The organism is Microbacterium sp. JZ37, from assembly GCF_035188445.1.
Classification (GTDB): domain Bacteria; phylum Actinomycetota; class Actinomycetes; order Actinomycetales; family Microbacteriaceae; genus Microbacterium; species Microbacterium barkeri.
Genome location: NZ_CP045253.1, coordinates 2760520 through 2775677, shown reverse-complemented (window position 1 = coordinate 2775677; position 15158 = coordinate 2760520). Strand labels below are relative to the sequence as shown.

General features: G+C 71.4%; 14 protein-coding genes. 5 read left to right on the top strand and 9 right to left on the bottom strand.

What is annotated here, in order from left to right; translation table 11 throughout:
* Positions 1 to 48: 48 nt before the first annotated feature.
* From fdxA to GC092_RS12850, 7 genes are read right to left on the bottom strand one after another with little or no spacing between them, the layout of a single operon-like run.
* Complete coding sequence (fdxA, locus tag GC092_RS12880) at positions 49 to 369, bottom strand: ferredoxin (protein WP_271172157.1); 321 nt, start codon at positions 367 to 369, stop codon at positions 49 to 51.
* Entirely contained in the window at positions 366 to 1718 is a 1353-nt protein-coding gene (locus GC092_RS12875) for an FAD-dependent oxidoreductase (RefSeq protein ID WP_271174427.1), read from the bottom strand. The genes fdxA and GC092_RS12875 overlap by 4 nt, the downstream gene beginning before the upstream one ends.
* Entirely contained in the window at positions 1715 to 2509 is a 795-nt protein-coding gene (cobA, locus tag GC092_RS12870; protein ID WP_324012383.1) for a uroporphyrinogen-III C-methyltransferase, read from the bottom strand. Before cobA ends, GC092_RS12875 begins: the two co-directional genes overlap by 4 nt.
* Entirely contained in the window at positions 2502 to 3818 is a 1317-nt protein-coding gene (locus tag GC092_RS12865) for a sulfate adenylyltransferase subunit CysN (protein ID WP_324012381.1), read from the bottom strand. Before GC092_RS12865 ends, cobA begins: the two co-directional genes overlap by 8 nt.
* Complete coding sequence (gene cysD, locus GC092_RS12860) at positions 3818 to 4750, bottom strand: sulfate adenylyltransferase subunit CysD (RefSeq protein WP_271174429.1); 933 nt, start codon at positions 4748 to 4750, stop codon at positions 3818 to 3820. The genes GC092_RS12865 and cysD overlap by 1 nt, the downstream gene beginning before the upstream one ends.
* Positions 4747 to 5490, bottom strand: a complete 744-nt coding sequence (locus GC092_RS12855) for a phosphoadenylyl-sulfate reductase (RefSeq protein ID WP_271174430.1) — start codon at positions 5488 to 5490, stop codon at positions 4747 to 4749. The genes cysD and GC092_RS12855 overlap by 4 nt, the downstream gene beginning before the upstream one ends.
* Positions 5487 to 7220, bottom strand: a complete 1734-nt coding sequence (locus tag GC092_RS12850; protein WP_324012380.1) for a nitrite/sulfite reductase — start codon at positions 7218 to 7220, stop codon at positions 5487 to 5489. Before GC092_RS12850 ends, GC092_RS12855 begins: the two co-directional genes overlap by 4 nt.
* Before the next feature lie 232 nt (positions 7221 to 7452).
* On the opposite strand from GC092_RS12850, the gene GC092_RS12845 reads away from it, so the two are divergent.
* Positions 7453 to 8727 carry a sensor histidine kinase gene (locus GC092_RS12845; protein WP_324012379.1) on the top strand — a complete coding sequence of 425 codons (1275 nt, stop codon included), beginning with the start codon at positions 7453 to 7455 and terminating at the stop codon, positions 8725 to 8727.
* Positions 8728 to 8851: 124 nt separating this feature from the next.
* A complete protein-coding gene (locus GC092_RS12840; RefSeq protein WP_271174433.1) occupies positions 8852 to 9487 on the top strand; it encodes a response regulator in 636 nt (211 codons plus the stop codon).
* Between the two features lie 8 nt (positions 9488 to 9495).
* Here the strand turns inward: GC092_RS12840 and GC092_RS12835 are convergent, their stop codons facing one another.
* Positions 9496 to 10497, bottom strand: a complete 1002-nt coding sequence (locus GC092_RS12835) for a LacI family DNA-binding transcriptional regulator (RefSeq protein WP_324012377.1) — start codon at positions 10495 to 10497, stop codon at positions 9496 to 9498.
* A 295-nt stretch (positions 10498 to 10792) separates the two neighbouring features.
* On the opposite strand from GC092_RS12835, the gene GC092_RS12830 reads away from it, so the two are divergent.
* From GC092_RS12830 to GC092_RS12820, 3 genes are all read left to right on the top strand, one after another.
* Complete coding sequence (locus GC092_RS12830; RefSeq protein ID WP_324012375.1) at positions 10793 to 12049, top strand: ABC transporter substrate-binding protein; 1257 nt, start codon at positions 10793 to 10795, stop codon at positions 12047 to 12049.
* Positions 12050 to 12113: 64 nt separating this feature from the next.
* Positions 12114 to 13073, top strand: a complete 960-nt coding sequence (locus GC092_RS12825) for a carbohydrate ABC transporter permease (RefSeq protein WP_324012373.1) — start codon at positions 12114 to 12116, stop codon at positions 13071 to 13073.
* On the top strand, positions 13073 to 13978 hold the full coding sequence (locus GC092_RS12820) for a carbohydrate ABC transporter permease (protein ID WP_324012372.1): 906 nt from the start codon (positions 13073 to 13075) through the stop codon (positions 13976 to 13978). The genes GC092_RS12825 and GC092_RS12820 overlap by 1 nt, the downstream gene beginning before the upstream one ends.
* Here GC092_RS12820 and GC092_RS12815 read toward each other — a convergent pair.
* On the bottom strand, positions 13968 to 15011 hold the full coding sequence (locus GC092_RS12815) for a LacI family DNA-binding transcriptional regulator (RefSeq protein WP_324012371.1): 1044 nt from the start codon (positions 15009 to 15011) through the stop codon (positions 13968 to 13970). The two genes, GC092_RS12820 and GC092_RS12815, sit on opposite strands and share 11 nt — an antisense overlap.
* Between the last annotated feature and the right edge of the window lie 147 nt (positions 15012 to 15158).

Genomic DNA, 15158 nt, shown 5'->3' with positions numbered 1-15158 from the left:
GGCACGGCGAAGGCCCCGAGCCGAAGCCCGGGGCCTTTCGCGGATGGCCTACTCGCCCTGGGGCGGGAGGGCGGCGATGAGCGGGTGGTCCTTCTCGATCACGCCGACCTTCGACGCCCCGCCGGGCGAGCCGATGTCGTCGAAGAACTCCACGTTCGCCTTGTAGTAGTCCTGCCACTCGTCGGGCAGGTCGTCCTCGTAGTAGATCGCCTCGACCGGGCACACCGGCTCGCACGCACCGCAGTCGACGCACTCGTCCGGATGGATGTACAGCGACCGCTCGCCCTCGTAGATGCAGTCGACCGGGCACTCATCGATGCAGGCGCGGTCCTTGACATCGACGCAGGGGAGCGCGATGACGTACGTCACGAGCGTGCGAGCGCGTCGGCGCGCGAGATCTCGACCTGCTCCTCGCGGGGCACGACCTTGACGCGCTCCCGCTGGTGGCGGTGCGTCTCGCCGAGCGTGCGCTCGTGCGCGTCGAGGGCGAGCCATCCCTGCCACGTGGTGTACTCGACGTCGCGCTCGTCGAGGAGCGCGACGACGTCGTCGGCCGCGGGGGCCGTGAGCGATCCGGCGGCCGCGTCCTCGACGAGGTGCTCGACCGTCTCCATCGCGTCGGACTTCGTGTGGCCGATGAGGCCGACGGGCCCGCGCTTGATCCATCCCGTGGCGTACAGGCCGGGAACGCCGTCGACACGGCCCTCGACGTTCGGGATGACGCCGCGGGCGGCGTCGAACGGCGCGCCCTCGACGCGCGTGCCGTAGTAGCCGACGGCGCGGTACACGGCCTGCAGCGGGTAGTCGACGAACGCGCCCGTGCCGACGACCCGGTCGCCCTCGACGCGCGTGCGCTCGAACCGCATGCCCTCGACGCGCTCGTCGCCGAGCACCTCGGCGGGCGCGTGCCAGAAGTGGAGGTGCAGGCGGCGGGGAGCGCCGGTGAGCTCGCGTCCGCGCCACGAGTTCAGCGTGCGGAGCATGATCTTCATCTGGTTGTTCGGCGCCGCGGCCGGGTCGACGCCCTCGAAGTCGGCGTCGTCGAGCACGATGTCGACGCCGCGCACCTCGCCGAGCTCGCGCAGCTCGATCGGCGTGAACTTGATGTCGGCGGGTCCGCGACGGCCGAACACGTGCACATCCGTCACCGCCGAGCCCTCGAGGCCCTCGAGGACGTTGTCGGGCACCTCGGTCGAGCGGAGGTCCTCGGGCAGCTTCGCGAGCACGCGGGCGACGTCGAGCGCGACGTTGCCGTTGCCGATGACCGCCACCTGCTGCGCGTCGAGCGGCCACGTGCGCGGCACGTCCGGGTGGCCGTCGAACCACGCGACGAAGTCGGCGGCGCCGTACGATCCCGCCTTGTCGATGCCGGGGATGTCGAGGGCCGCGTCGCGGATGGCTCCGGTCGCGAGGATGACGGCGTGGTACCGCTCCTGGAGCTCCTCGATCGACACGTCGCGGCCGACCTCGATGTTGCCGAGGAAGCGGATGCGGCCCGAGTCGAGCATCTCGTGCAGCGAGTTGACGATGCCCTTGATGCGCGGATGGTCGGGGGCGACTCCGTAGCGGATGAGTCCGTAGGGCGCGGGGAGCGACTCCAGCAGGTCGATCGAGACCGATCCGCCCGCCTCCTCGACGGCGTTCGCGAGGAGGTTGCCGGCGTAGATCCCGGCAGGGCCCGCGCCGACGATCGCGACGCGCAGGTTGTCGAGGCTCACAGGGCTGCCTTTCGTTCGGAGTCGCGACGCACCGCGTCGACGAGCTCGGATGGTGCATAGGGGCTGAGGGTGACCACGTCGCCGATGACGACGACGGCCGGGTTGCGCACCTTCCGCTGAGCGGCCTGGTGCGCGATGGTCTGCAGGGTGCCGAAGGTGACGCGCTGCCGGGGCCCGTATCCATCCTCCACGATCGCGACCGGGCAGTCGCCGCCGCGGCGGCCGGCTCCCAGCACATGCGCGGAATGGGGGAGGGTGCCCACGCCCATGAGCAGCACGACCGTGTGGTCGCGGCCGCCGCCGACCTCGTCGATCTGTTCGTGCCCGGAGACGACCGTGAAGGAGGTCGCGAGCCCGCGTTGCGTGAGGGGGATGCTCGCGATCGCCGGCACGGCGCTCGCGCTCGTGACGCCCGGCACGACCTCGACGTGCAGGCCGGCCTCGCGGCAGCGGAACAGCTCCTCGCCGCCGCGGCCGAACACGAAGGGGTCGCCGCCCTTGAGCCGCACGACGTCGCGCCCGGAGAGGGCGATCTCGACGAGCAGCTCCGAGATGGCCTCCTGCGGGATCGGATGGTGGCCCGGCGTCTTCCCGACGTCGATGACCTCCGCACGGAGCTCGATGCCCTCGGCTGCGAGGCCGTCGAGCACGCCGCGCGCGCCCAGGCGGTCGGCGACGATGACGTCGGCGCTCTCGAGCGCGCGGAGGCCGCGCACGGTGAGGAGGCCGGCGTCGCCCGGACCCGCTCCGACGAGGGTGACGCGCCCCTCGCGGCGCGCGGTCTCAGTCACGGACGGTGCCGGCGGCGATCGTGTGGCCGTCGGCGGGCCGGATGACGAGGAACGAGCCCGAGTGGCGGGACACGCTGTACGGCTCGAGGGGGAGCGCCTCGGCGAGGCGGATCCGCGCGCGGCCGATCTCGTTCGCGCCGAGCTGGTCGGCCGGCACGTGCGCGAGGGAGTCGAGGTCGCGGCGCTCGACGATCTCGTCGACGATCGCCTGCACGGTCTTCGTGCCGTGCTTGACGAGCACGCGGGCACCCTGCGTGAGGGGGCGCTCGTCGAGGAGGAACAGCTGCGCGTCGATCTCGCGCGAGAGCTGCGGCGGGGCGTCCTCCGCCACGATCACGCTGCCGCGCGCGGCGTCGACGTCGTCGGCGAGGCGCACGGCGACCGACTGCGGCGCGGCCGCCTCGTCGACCTCGACGCCCGCGATCTCGACCGCGGTCACGGTGGTCGAGATGCCCGCGGGCAGGACGCGCACGCGGTCTCCCGCGCGCACGGTTCCCGACGCGATGCGGCCGGCCGATGCGCGGTAGTCGCGAAGGCGCTCGACGGCGTCGGGGTCGGCCGCGGCGATCTCGGGCGAGACGGCGCCCTGCGGGCGCAGGACGATCTGCACGGGAAGCCGGAACGGCTCGAGCTCGCGCTCCTCGGCGTCGGCGGCCGGCAGCTGCTCGAGGAGCTCGAGGAGCGACGGGCCCGTGTACCAGGGCGTGCGCGCCGAGCGCTCGACGATGTTGTCGCCCTCGAGGGCGGAGACGGGGAGCACGTGCACGTCGGCGACGCCGAGCTCGTCGGTGACCTCGCGCACCTGGCGCTCGACGGGTGCGAAGGCGTCCTCCGCGAAGCCGAGGAGGTCGATCTTGTTGACCGCCACGATGACGTGCGGGACGCGCAGGAGCGCCGTCACGGCGAGGTGCCGGCGGGTCTGCTCGAGCACGCCCTTGCGGCCGTCGATGAGCACGACGACGGCGTCGGCCGTCGTGGCGCCCGTGACCATGTTGCGCGTGTACTGCACGTGGCCGGGGCAGTCGGCGAGGATGAAGCTGCGCTCGGCGGTCGCGAAGTAGCGGTAGGCGACGTCGATCGTGATGCCCTGCTCGCGCTCGGCGCGCAGGCCGTCGGTGAGCAGCGCGAAGTCGATGCCGTCTGCGCCCGCGAAGCCGCGCTCGCGCGAGGTGCGCGCGACCTGCTCGAGCTGGTCCGCGAGGATGGCCTTGGAGTCGTGGAGCAGCCGGCCCACGAGCGTGGACTTGCCGTCGTCGACCGACCCGGCGGTCGCGAACCGGAAGAGGGTGGAGGGGGCGAGCGTGCTCATCAGAAGTAGCCGTCCTTCTTGCGGTCTTCCATCGCCGCTTCGCTGATCCTGTCGTCGGCGCGGGTCGCGCCGCGCTCGGTGAGGGTCGACACCGCCACCTCGGCGACGATGTCCGAGATGCCCGAGGCGGCCGACTCGACGGCGCCCGTGCAGCTCATGTCGCCGACCGTGCGGTAGCGCACCGTGCGGGTCTCGACCGTCTCGTCGGCACGGGGCTCGGAGAACGGGCCCACGGCCATCCACATGCCGTCGCGACGGTAGACCTCGCGCTCGTGCGCGAAGTAGAGGGGCGGCAGGGCGATGCCCTCGCGCTCGATGTAGCGCCAGATGTCGAGCTCGGTCCAGTTCGAGATCGGGAAGACGCGCACGTGCTGGCCGGGCGTGTGGCGGCCGTTGTAGAGGCTCCAGAGCTCGGGGCGCTGGTTGCGCGGGTCCCACTGGCCGAACTCGTCGCGGAGGGAGAAGATGCGCTCCTTGGCGCGCGCCTTGTCCTCGTCGCGGCGGGCGCCCCCGAAGACCGCGTCGTGCTTGCCGGCCGCGATGGCGTCGAGCAGCGGCTGCGTCTGCAGCGGATTGCGGGTGCCGTCGGCGCGCTCGAGGAGGCGGCCGTCGTCGATATAGTCCTGCACGCTCGCGACCTCGAGCGTGAGGCCGAGGCGCTCGACGGTCTCGTCGCGGAAGCGGATGACCTCGGGGAAGTTGTGCCCCGTGTCGACGTGCAGCACGGGGAACGGCACGCGCCCGGGCAGGAACGCCTTGGCGGCGAGGTGCAGCACGACGACGGAGTCCTTGCCGCCCGAGAAGAGCAGCACGGGGCGCTCGAACTCGGCGACGACCTCGCGGATGACGTGGATGGCCTCCGCCTCGAGCAGGTCGAGCGTGCTCAGGCGCGTGGCCGGCGCGGCGGCGGTCGCGGTCAGGGTGTCGCTCATGTGTGGAGTCCGCATTCGGTCTTGTCGAGTCCGGCCCAGCGGCCGGAGCGGGGGTCTTCGCCCGGGGCGACGGGCTTCGTGCAGGGGCGGCATCCGATCGAGGGATAGCCGAAGTTGAGCAGGAGGTTCATCGGCACCTGGTGGAGCGATGCATAGGCCTGCAGGTCGTCCCACGTCCACGCGGCGACCGGGTTCACCTTGACGAGGCCGTTCTTCGCGTCCCACGTGACGAGCGGCGTGTTGACGCGCGTGGGCGCCTCCTCGCGGCGCACGCCCGTGAACCACACCTCGTAGCCCTGCAGGGCGTCGTGGAGCGGGGCGACCTTGCGCAGCGCGCAGCACTGGGCGGGGTCGCGTGCGAAGAGGTCCTTGCCGTGCGCGGCGTCCTGCTCGGCGACGGTCTGCTCGGGGAGCACGTCGACGATGCGCACGTCGAGGCGGCGCTCGACCTCGTCGCGCGTCGCGACGGTCTCGACGAAGTGGTAGCCCGTGTCGAGGAAGAGCACGTCGACACCGGGCAGCTGCTCGGCGACGAGGTGCGGAAGGGCGGCGTCGGCCATCGAGCACGCGACGGCGACGGCGCCGAGGCCGAAGTTGCGCGCGACCCAGTCGACGACCTGCGCGGGCGTGGCCTCGTGGTCGGTGAGGCTGCCGAGCTCGGCGGCGCCGGCCTCGGCGAGGGCCTCGAGCTCGGCGGCGGAGCGGCGCGTCTGCAGACGCGGCGCGAGGCTGACGGTCATCGCAGGACCTCCTCATCGACGCGGTGGGCCCACTGCGCGAAGCTCTCGTCGCCCTCGCGGCTCTCCGCATAGCGGGTGGCGATGCGCTCGACGTAGTCGGCGATGCCGGTGGCCTCGACCTTGAGCCCGCGCACGGTGCGGCCGAGGCCGGCCTCCTCGCGGTCGTGGGCGGTGAGCCCGCCGCCGAGGTGCACCTGGTAGCCCGGGACCTTGTTGCCGTCGTCATCCGTGATGATCTGGCCCTTGAGCCCGATGTCGGCGGTCTGGATGCGCGCGCACGAGTTGGGGCATCCGTTGATGTGCAGGCTGAGCGGCGCGGGGAGGTCGACCCCCGCGAGCCGCTTCTCGAGCTCGAGGACGGCGATCCGCGCGTTCTCCTTCGTCTCGACGATCGCGAGCTTGCAGAACTCGATGCCCGTGCACGCGATCGTGCCGCGGCGGATGAGGCTCGGTCGCGCGCTGAGGCCGAGCTCGTCGAGCCCGGCGATGAGCGACTCGACGCGGTCCTCGGCGATGTCGAGGAAGACGAGCTTCTGGTGCGGGGTCGTGCGCAGCCGCGTCGAGCCGTGCGCCTCGAGCAGGTCGGCGAGAGCTGCGAGCTGCGTGCCCGACGTGCGCCCGACGATGGGCGTCGCGCCCACGTAGAAGAGGCCGTCCTTCTGGCGGTGCACGCCGATGTGGTCGCCGGGGGTCGGCGGCTTCGGGGCGGCCGGGCCGTCGGCGAGGCGGTAGCCGAGGTACTCGGTCTCGAGGACCTCGCGGAACTTCTCCACGCCCCAGTCGGCGAGGAGGAACTTCAGACGCGCCTTGTTGCGGAGGCGACGGTAGCCGTAGTCGCGGAAGATGCGCGCGACGCCGTACCAGACCTCGGCGACCTGGTCGGGGGAGGCCCACGCGCCGAGGCGCTCGCCGAGGCGCGGCACGGTCGACAGCGCGCCGCCGACCCACACGTCGTAGCCGACGCCGTGCTCGGGGTGCTCGACGGCGACGAACGCGACGTCGTTGATCTCGTGGACGACGTCCTGGCTCGGATGGCCGGTGAGCGCGGTCTTGAACTTGCGCGGGAGGTTGGCGAGCTCGGGGTCGCCGATGAACCGGCGCGTGATCTCGTCGATCTGCGGGGTCGGGTCGATGAGCTCGTCGGCCGCGATGCCCGCGACGGGAGAGCCGAGGACGACGCGGGGGACGTCGCCGCAGGCCTCGGTGGTCGACAGGCCGACGCTCTCGAGGCGGCGCCAGATCTCCGGCATGTCCTCGACCTGCACCCAGTGCAGCTGGATGTTCTGGCGGTCGGTGAGGTCGGCCGTGCCGCGCGCGAAGTCGTTCGAGATGCCCGCGATCACGCGCAGCTGCTCGGTCGTGAGCTGGCCGCCGTCGATGCGGACCCGCAGCATGAAGTACTCGTCCTCGAGCTCGTGCGGCTCGAGGGTCGCGGTCTTGCCGCCGTCGATCCCGGGCTTGCGCTGGGTGTAGAGGCCCCACCAGCGGAAGCGGCCGTGCAGGTCGGTCGGGTCGATCGAGGAGAAGCCGCCCTGCGCGTAGACGGTCTCGATGCGCTCGCGCACGTTGAGGCCGTTGTCCTCCTGCTTGAACTGCTCGTTGGCGTTCAGCGGCTCGGTGCCGTCGATCTTCCACTGCCCGTTCGGCTTGCTCGACGGGCGAGGCGGACGGATGCGCGCCCCGCGCGCCGCCGCCGGTGCGGCCTGCGTGCCGGTCTCGCTCAAGGTCATGCTCGTCTCCCGCTCGCTCGATGTGGGTCGAGCTTAGGGAGCGGAGGGTGAGGGGCTCGCGCGCATGCGCAACAGACCGTCACACGCGGCGAAACAGAGCGTCACATGACGCAACGCAGGTCGTCCTCGGGGCTGCAGCGCGGCCATCCGCTCAGCCGTGCGACTCGCGAGGGATGGCGGATACGCCGCACGGCGGATGCCACGCCGCGCGCCGGCCCGTACCGTGGTGTGGATGGACGGCGCCGGAACGAGCACGAGCACGCCCCTGCGCACACGGTGGCGGGGGCTCTTCCGACGCGTGTCGGCGGCGCAGTGGATCCTCGACGGCTTCACGGGCGCGTTCTTCCTCCTCTTCGCGGCCGTGCTGCTGCCGACCTACGACGACGGCTTCTCGTGGATCGGGGGCGCGGCGACGCTCGCGCTCATGACGACCGCGCTCATGCTGAGCCGCTCCGCACCGGCGCTGTCGCTCGCGGTCGCGTGGATCGGCGCGTTCGTGCAGATGGGCACGGGGCAGCAGCCGATGGCGGCGAACGTCGCGATCTTCGTCGTGCTCTTCGCGGTCGCCGCCTACGGCTCGCGCGTCGTCTTCTGGGTGGGGTTCGCCTCGGCGTGCGCGGGGGCGCTCTGCGTCGCGCTCTACCTGTTCGTCTTCGGTCCCGCGATCGCGGGCATCGGCTACGTCGGATACGTCGGCGGAGCGAGCTCGCCGCTGCAGGCGGTGCTGTCGCTCATGCTCGTGTTCGGCGCGGCGCTCTTCAGCCTGCTTCTGGCCTGGACGCTCGGCGCCCTCTTCCGCGTCGTCATCCGAAACCGCGAGACGCGGCGCGCGCAGCTGCTCGCCGAGGAGCGGGCCACGGCGGAGGAGGAGCGCGGGCGCATCGCGCGCGACATGCACGACGTCGTCGCGCACTCGCTCGCGGTGGTCATCGCGCAGGCCGATGGCGCCCGGTACGCGGCCGCCGCGGACCCCGAGGCCGCGACCCAGGCGCTCGCGACGATCAGTCAGACCGCGCGCTCCGCGCTGTCGGATGTGCGGATGCTCCTGACCCAGCTGCGGCATCGGCAGGCCGAGGGGCCGCAGCCGACGATCGCCGACCTCGAGCAGCTGTACGCGCACGTGCGCGCCGCGGGCGTCGACCTCCGGGTGACGGTCGACCCCGCGCCGCCCGGCGAGCCGCCGGCGTCCGTGCAGCTCGCCGTGTACCGCATCCTGCAGGAGGCGACGACGAACGCGATGCGGCACGGCGACGGCGGGCCCGTGCACGTCCACCTCGCGTGGCTGCCGGGAAGCGTCGCGCTGTCGGTGCGCAACCGGAGGGTCTCGTCGGACACGCATCCGGTGCCGGTCACGACGGCGCGGACGAAGGTGCTCCACGCTCCGCCCGTGCAGTCGGCGGGCCACGGGCTCATCGGCATGCGCGAGCGCGCCGAGCTCGTCGGCGGCCGGTTCGATGCCGGCCCGCAGGGCGCCGACTGGGTCGTGCAGGCGACGCTCCCCGTATGACCCGCCCGTCCCGGCGCGCCCCGATCCTGCGTGTCTCGTTTCGTGCGGGTATGGCGCCGGGAAAGCCGGGGAAAGTGAGACACGTGCGGGTGCGTGAAAGAGTGGAGCGACGAAGGGGAGACGGATGATCAGGGTCGTGCTCGTGGATGACCAGGCGCTGTTCCGCGCCGGGATCCGGATGGTCGTGGCGTCGCAGCCCGACCTCGAGGTCGTCGGCGAGGCGGGCGACGGGCAGGAGGCGATCGCCGTCGTGCGGGCGACCCGTCCCGATGTCGTCCTCATGGACATCCGCATGCCCGTCATGGACGGCCTCGCCGCGACCTCGCACCTCCTCGCCGAGCCCGACCCGCCCAAGGTCGTCATGCTCACGACATTCGACCTCGACGAGGCCGCGGCGCGCGCGATCCGGGAAGGGGCGAGCGGCTTCCTGCTGAAGGACGCCGACCCCGAGTTCCTCCTCGCGGCGATCCGCACCGTCCATGCCGGGTCGTCGGTCATCGCGGCATCCGCGACACGGGAGCTCTTCGCGCACTTCGCGGAGGCGCCGCGGCCCGCGCCGCCCGCGTTCGGCGAGCTGACCGACCGCGAGAAGGAGATCTTCGCGCTCGCCGCCCGCGGGCTCAGCAACGCCGAGATCGCCCAGCGCGAGTTCCTCAGCGAGGCGACCGTGAAGACGCACATCAGCCGCATCCTCACGAAGCTCGCCCTGCGCGACCGCGTGCAGCTCGTCGTCTTCGCGTTCGAGCACGGCCTGGCCTGAAGCCGCCCCTACAGCGACTCGCGCCGCACGAGGGACGTCGACAGGGTCTGGATCCTCTCGGCGGGCAGCCCGCGGATGGTCGCCAGAAGGGTCTCCGCGGCGGCTCTCCCCATCGCCTCGAGCGGCTGGCGGATGGTCGTGAGCGGCGGATCCGAGGTGGCCGCGAGCAGGACGTCGTCGAATCCGACGACGGAGACATCGGCGGGCACCCTGCGCCCCGCAGCCTGCAGCGCCCTGAGCGCCCCCGCGGCCATGAGGTCCGACGCGGCGAAGACCCCGTCGAGATCGGGCTCTCTGCGGAGGAGCCGGGCCATCGCGGCCGTGCCGCTGTCGAGACTGAAGTCGCCGTGCACGATCGGCCCGGGGGCGATCCCGTGCCGTGCGAGCTCGTCCGTCCATCCGCGGGTGCGCTCGCGAGCCTGCTCGAGGTCGAGCGGCCCCGTGATGATCCCGATGGAGCGGCGGCCGGCCTCGACGAGCGCGCGCGCCGCGAGCACGCCGCCGCCGTAGTTGTCGGAGTCGACGATGATGGGCTCCGGCCCGATGTCGGCGTGCGGGCGTCCGACCCAGGCGATCGGCACGGGGGAGTCCGCCAGGCGCTCGACGAGGTGCGAGATCTCGTGCTGGAGGATCACGATCGCGCCGTCCAGCGCCCCCGAGCGCAGGAAGCGCGGGACGCGCTCGATGTCCTCCTGGTCGGCCGGCAGGAGGACGGGCTGCACCTCGCCGACGGACAGGGCCTTCGCGGCCCCCTTCATCACGGCAGCGAAGAACGTGCCGCTCAGACCCCCGAGCTCCTCGAACGCGACGACGAGCCCCACCGCCCCCGCTCGTCCGCCGCGGAGGGCACGGGCCGCGACGTTGGTCTCGTACCCCAGGCGCTGCGCCTCGCGCTCGACCGCGCTGGTCATCACCGGGTCGACGTTCGTCGCGCCGGCGAGCACCCGTGCCGCCGTGGCGCGTGAGACGCCCGCCGCCCGGGCGACATCGACGATGGTGGGTCGGACCATGGCTCCTCCACGGAGTTCATCCCCTCGAAGATCGATCTCTCCGACAGGCTGATCATTGCACGTTCTCTGCGCGGCCGAGGCGAGGCCGCTGGCCGCGCGCAACCCCCATGTTACGGATGGGGTGGACGCGTGGCGGATCCAGGGAATCGCGCGCCTCGCAGGACGCGGGTTGCTCCCGTCTCGGATGTGGATTACTGTGACCGCGAACGAGAGAACGATCTCTCGCGCGGGTTCTCTCGAGACGCCCCGCCATCCCCGAAGAAGAGGAGCTGTTGTGAATCGTCGCAGTCTGGCGTTGCCCATCGCGGCAATCGGTGCTCTCGCCCTGGCGCTGTCCGGGTGCACGTCGGGAGGATCAGGATCAGCCTCGGACGACCCGAACGCGGAGTTCGAGTTCTGGTCGTTCACCGGGATCGGGCAGAAGGACTCGGTCGACCGCTACCTCGAGCAGAATCCCGACGCGAAGGTCAAGCTGACCGAGGTCGGCAGCACGACGGAGACGGCCACTGCCCTGACCGCCGCGCTCGCCGGGGGCAAGGTCCCCGACCTCGTGATGATCCAGAACGACGACCTGCCGAAGTTCGTGGAGAACCCGGGCAACTTCGTCGACCTGCGCACGCTCGGCGGAGACGACATCGGCGAGGGGTACCTCGACTGGGCCGTCGAGGGGGCGACCGCGGAGGACGGCTCGATCATCGGGATCCCGACGGACGTCGGCGGCCTGGCCTTCGCCTACCGCGCCGACCTGTTCGAGGCGGCGGGGCTGCCGACCGATCCGGACGAGGTCGCGCAGATGTGGGCGACCTGGGACGACTTCATCGCGATGGGCGAGAAGTACACCGAGGCGACAGGGGAGCCCTTCGTCGACAACGTCGAGACGAGCGTCTTCTTCTCGACGGTGAACCAGGTCACGGAGAAGTACTACTCCGACGACGGCGAGCTCATCTACGACTCGAATCCGCAGGTCGAGGAGGCCTTCGACGTCGCGGTCCGCACCTACGAGGCCGGCATCAGCGCGGGCATCGCCGCCTGGTCCTCGGGGTGGGGGCCGGGCAAGGCGAACGGATCCTTCGCGGTGACGACCGCTCCGTCATGGATCCTGTCCGGTCTCAAGACGGACGCCCCCGACACCGAGGGCAAATGGCGCATCGCCTCGATCCCCGGCACCGGCGGCAACTGGGGCGGAAGCGTCATCGCGATCCCTGCCCGCGCGGACAACCCCGCCGCCGCGTGGCAGTACATCGAGACGATGCTCTCTCCGGAGGGGCAGACCGAGCACTTCTCCGTCACGGGCACGTTCCCGGCGGCCAAGGCCGCGCTCGAGAGCGACGAGGTGCGGCAGTACACCGACCCGTTCTTCGGCGACTCGCCGATCGGCGAGATCATGAGCGAGTCCGTGACCCAGTTCAACTCGTTCTACAACGGGCCGGACACGAGTGCGATCGGCGCGGCCCTCCTGAACGCGCTCGTCGACATGGAGGCCGGCAACGTCCCGCCCGACGAGGCCTGGCAGACCGGCCTCGACAGCGTCAGGGCCGCGCTGGGCGGCTGACCCACCGTTCGATCGACGGCGACCCGCCTGTCGGCGGGTCGCCGTCCTCACCGAGGCAGGACCCATGACCGCCACTGCGACCGCCATCCGCGCACCGCGGATCAGCCCCGAGCGGGCATCCGCTCGCCCCATCAGACAGCCGCTCGCCGAGCGCATCGCGCCGTACCTCTACATCGCGCCGTTCTTCGTGATCTTCGCGATCTTCGGGCTCTTCCCGCTCCTGTTCACCTTCTACGTGGCGCTGTTCGACTGGAACCCGGTCGGCGAGCAGACGTTCGTCGGCCTGGCCAACTTCGAGCGCCTCTTCCAGGATCCCCGGTTCTGGAACGCGTTCGTCAACACGTTCGGCATCTTCCTCATCTCGACCATCCCGCAGCTCCTCCTGGCGCTCGGGCTCGCGCACCTGCTCAACCACGCCGCGCTGAAGTTCGCGAACTTCTTCCGCATGGCGCTCCTCGTGCCGTACATCACCTCCGTCGCGGCGACGGCGCTCGTCTTCGCGCAGATCTTCGACAAGAACTTCGGGCTCATCAACTGGATCCTCGATCTCGTCGGGGCGCCGGCGGTGAACTTCCTGTCGTCTCAGGTCGGATCCTGGATCGTCATCTCGTCCATGGTGATGTGGCGCTGGTTCGGGTACAACGCACTCCTCTATCTCGCCGGGCTGCAGGCGCTTCCGCGCGAGATGTACGAGGCCGCCTCGGTCGACGGAGCATCCGGATGGCAGCAGTTCATCCACCTCACGATCCCGTCGCTGCGCCCGATCATCATCTTCACCGTGATCATGTCCACGATCGGCGGACTGCAGATCTTCACCGAGCCGCTCCTCGTGGCCCCCGAGTCGGGCCTCACCTGCGGCGGCGGCCGGCAGTGCCAGACCCTCGCGCTGTTCCTCTACGAGCAGGGCTTCGGGCAGTTCGAGTTCGGCTACGGGTCGGCGATCGGGGTGGCGCTGTTCGTCATCGTCGTCGTCGCGTCGCTGATCAACTTCTTCCTCACGACCCGCACCAGGAGGGCACGCTGATGTCGCAGCTGACAGACGAGGGCGCGCTCGCCGCGCCGCGCACGGAGGCGATCGTCACGGGCCGCCGCACGCGCAACGGCGGCCGCGTCGGCCGGGTCGGATGGCCGGTGTACGCGCTGCTGATCGTCGCGGTCCTGATCAGCGTGTTCCCGCTGTACTACATGTTCGTGATCGCGTCGGTCGGCGCGACGGCCGTCACGTCGAGCCCTCCGCGGCTCTACCCGGGCTTCAACTTCTTCGACATCGCGGCCAAGGTGTTCGAGACGGTGCCCTTCTTCCAGTCCCTGCTCAACAGCGTGTTCGTCTCGCTCGTGGTGGCCGTCGCCACGGCGCTGCTGTGCGCGCTGGCCGGCTTCGCCTTCGCGAAGCTGACCTTCCCCGGGCGGAACGTGCTGTTCCTCATCGTGCTGCTGACGATGACGGTGCCGGCACAGCTGAGCGTGATCCCGCAGTACCTGATCATCTCGTGGCTGTCGTGGGTCGATACGCTCCAGGCCATCATCGTGCCCGGGCTCGCGAGCGCCTTCGGCATCTTCTGGATGCGCCAGCACCTCGCGACGACGCTGAACGACGAGCTGATGGCCGCCGCGCGCATCGACGGTGCGAGCAGCTGGCAGATCTTCTGGCGCATCGGGTTCCCGATCGTCCGACCGGCGGCGTTCGTGCTGGGTCTCATCACCTTCACGGGCGTGTGGAACGACTTCATGTGGCCGTTCATCGTGCTCAAGTCGCCCGAGCTCTTCACCGTGCAGATCGCCCTCAAGCAGCTTCAGGCGAACCGGACCATCGACCTCGCGCTCACCATGGGCGGCTCGTTCATGGCCACCCTCCCGCTGCTCATCGTGTTCTTCTTCGTCGGGCGCCGCATGGTGGCGGGGATCATGGACGGCGCGTTCAAGGGCTGAGGCCGGCGCGCCCCGCGCGTCGGGTCGACGCGCGCTCGACGAGCTCGGTCGGCATGACGATCGGCTCCGTGCTGAGATCCTCGCCCGCGGCCGCGCGGGCGAGGATCCGCACCGCCTCCGACGCGGCCTCGCGGATGGGCTGTCGGATGGTCGTGAGCGGCGGGTGAAGCCAGCGCGCGCTGCGCACGTCGTCGAATCCCACCACGAGGACGTCGTGCGGGATGCTCCGCCCGCTCTGGGCGACCGCGCGGTAGACGCCTGCGGCCATCTCGTCCGAGCACGAGAAGACGCCGATGGGGCCGTCGCCGCCGAGCTCGCCGAGCTCGGCGAGCGCCCGCGTGCACGCGCGCTGGGCGTCCCACGCGCTCCAGTCGGCGCTCGTGCGCACGTACGGGGCACCGGGCGCGGCGTCCTCGAGGGCGCGCGTGAACCCGTCGACGCGGGCGCGGCCGTACCGATACGACGGGGCTCCGCCGATCGCGATGAAGCGGCGTGCGCCGTTCTGCACGAGGTGCCGCGCGGCGGCCTCGCCACCCGCGGCATCCGTGATGCGCAGGCTCGGGAGCGGGCGCGAGGCCTCGGATGGCGGCTCCATGAGCACGAGCGGGATGCCCGCCGCGCGCATGGTCGCGATCTGGGTGCTGGTCGGGACGATGAGCCCGATGATGACTCCCGCCGAGCCGCGCGACCGGATCCGCTCCGGCCAGTCGTCCGCGGGATCGTCGCGCTCCGTCGTCAGCACGAGGTCGTAGCCGAGCGCGGACGCCGTCGTGCGAGCGCCCGCCGTGATCTCCTGCGTGTAGGGGTCGTGGAAGTGCCCGAGCACGAGGTCGATCAGGGAGGTGCCGCGCCGCGGGCGGCCTCGCCGCCGGCCCACGGCCGAGTAGCCGAGCTCCGCGGCGGCGCGTGCGATCCGCGCACGGGTGTCGTCTGACATCTCCCCGCTCCCTCGCAGCGCCCGGGAGGCCGTCGCCACGCTCACGCCGGCTCGCTCGGCGACGGACGTCAGGGTCACATCCGGCGTGAGGCGCATGCCGACATTTTTGCGCAAACCCGCCCGCTCGACCACCGCCCGGTGGCAGGGTTTCCCCACGCGTACATCCCGTCGAGGTGGAAGGGACGAGTCCATGACGACGACAGGACCGACAGCGATGATCGAGAGCCGCGCCGACCTGCGGCC

Excerpts from the sequence above, each read along its gene's own strand:
- GC092_RS12865 (WP_324012381.1), bottom strand. The coding sequence starts at position 3,818 with ATGAGCACGCTCGCCCCCTCCACCCTCTTCCGGTTCGCGACCGCCGGG.
- cysD (WP_271174429.1), bottom strand. The coding sequence starts at position 4,750 with ATGAGCGACACCCTGACCGCGACCGCCGCCGCGCCGGCCACGCGCCTG.
- GC092_RS12855 (WP_271174430.1), bottom strand. The coding sequence starts at position 5,490 with ATGACCGTCAGCCTCGCGCCGCGTCTGCAGACGCGCCGCTCCGCCGCC.
- GC092_RS12850 (WP_324012380.1), bottom strand. The coding sequence starts at position 7,220 with ATGACCTTGAGCGAGACCGGCACGCAGGCCGCACCGGCGGCGGCGCGC.
- GC092_RS12845 (WP_324012379.1), top strand. The coding sequence starts at position 7,453 with ATGGACGGCGCCGGAACGAGCACGAGCACGCCCCTGCGCACACGGTGG.
- GC092_RS12840 (WP_271174433.1), top strand. The coding sequence starts at position 8,852 with ATGATCAGGGTCGTGCTCGTGGATGACCAGGCGCTGTTCCGCGCCGGG.
- GC092_RS12835 (WP_324012377.1), bottom strand. The coding sequence starts at position 10,497 with ATGGTCCGACCCACCATCGTCGATGTCGCCCGGGCGGCGGGCGTCTCA.
- GC092_RS12825 (WP_324012373.1), top strand. The coding sequence starts at position 12,114 with ATGACCGCCACTGCGACCGCCATCCGCGCACCGCGGATCAGCCCCGAG.
- GC092_RS12820 (WP_324012372.1), top strand. The coding sequence starts at position 13,073 with ATGTCGCAGCTGACAGACGAGGGCGCGCTCGCCGCGCCGCGCACGGAG.
- GC092_RS12815 (WP_324012371.1), bottom strand. The coding sequence starts at position 15,011 with ATGCGCCTCACGCCGGATGTGACCCTGACGTCCGTCGCCGAGCGAGCC.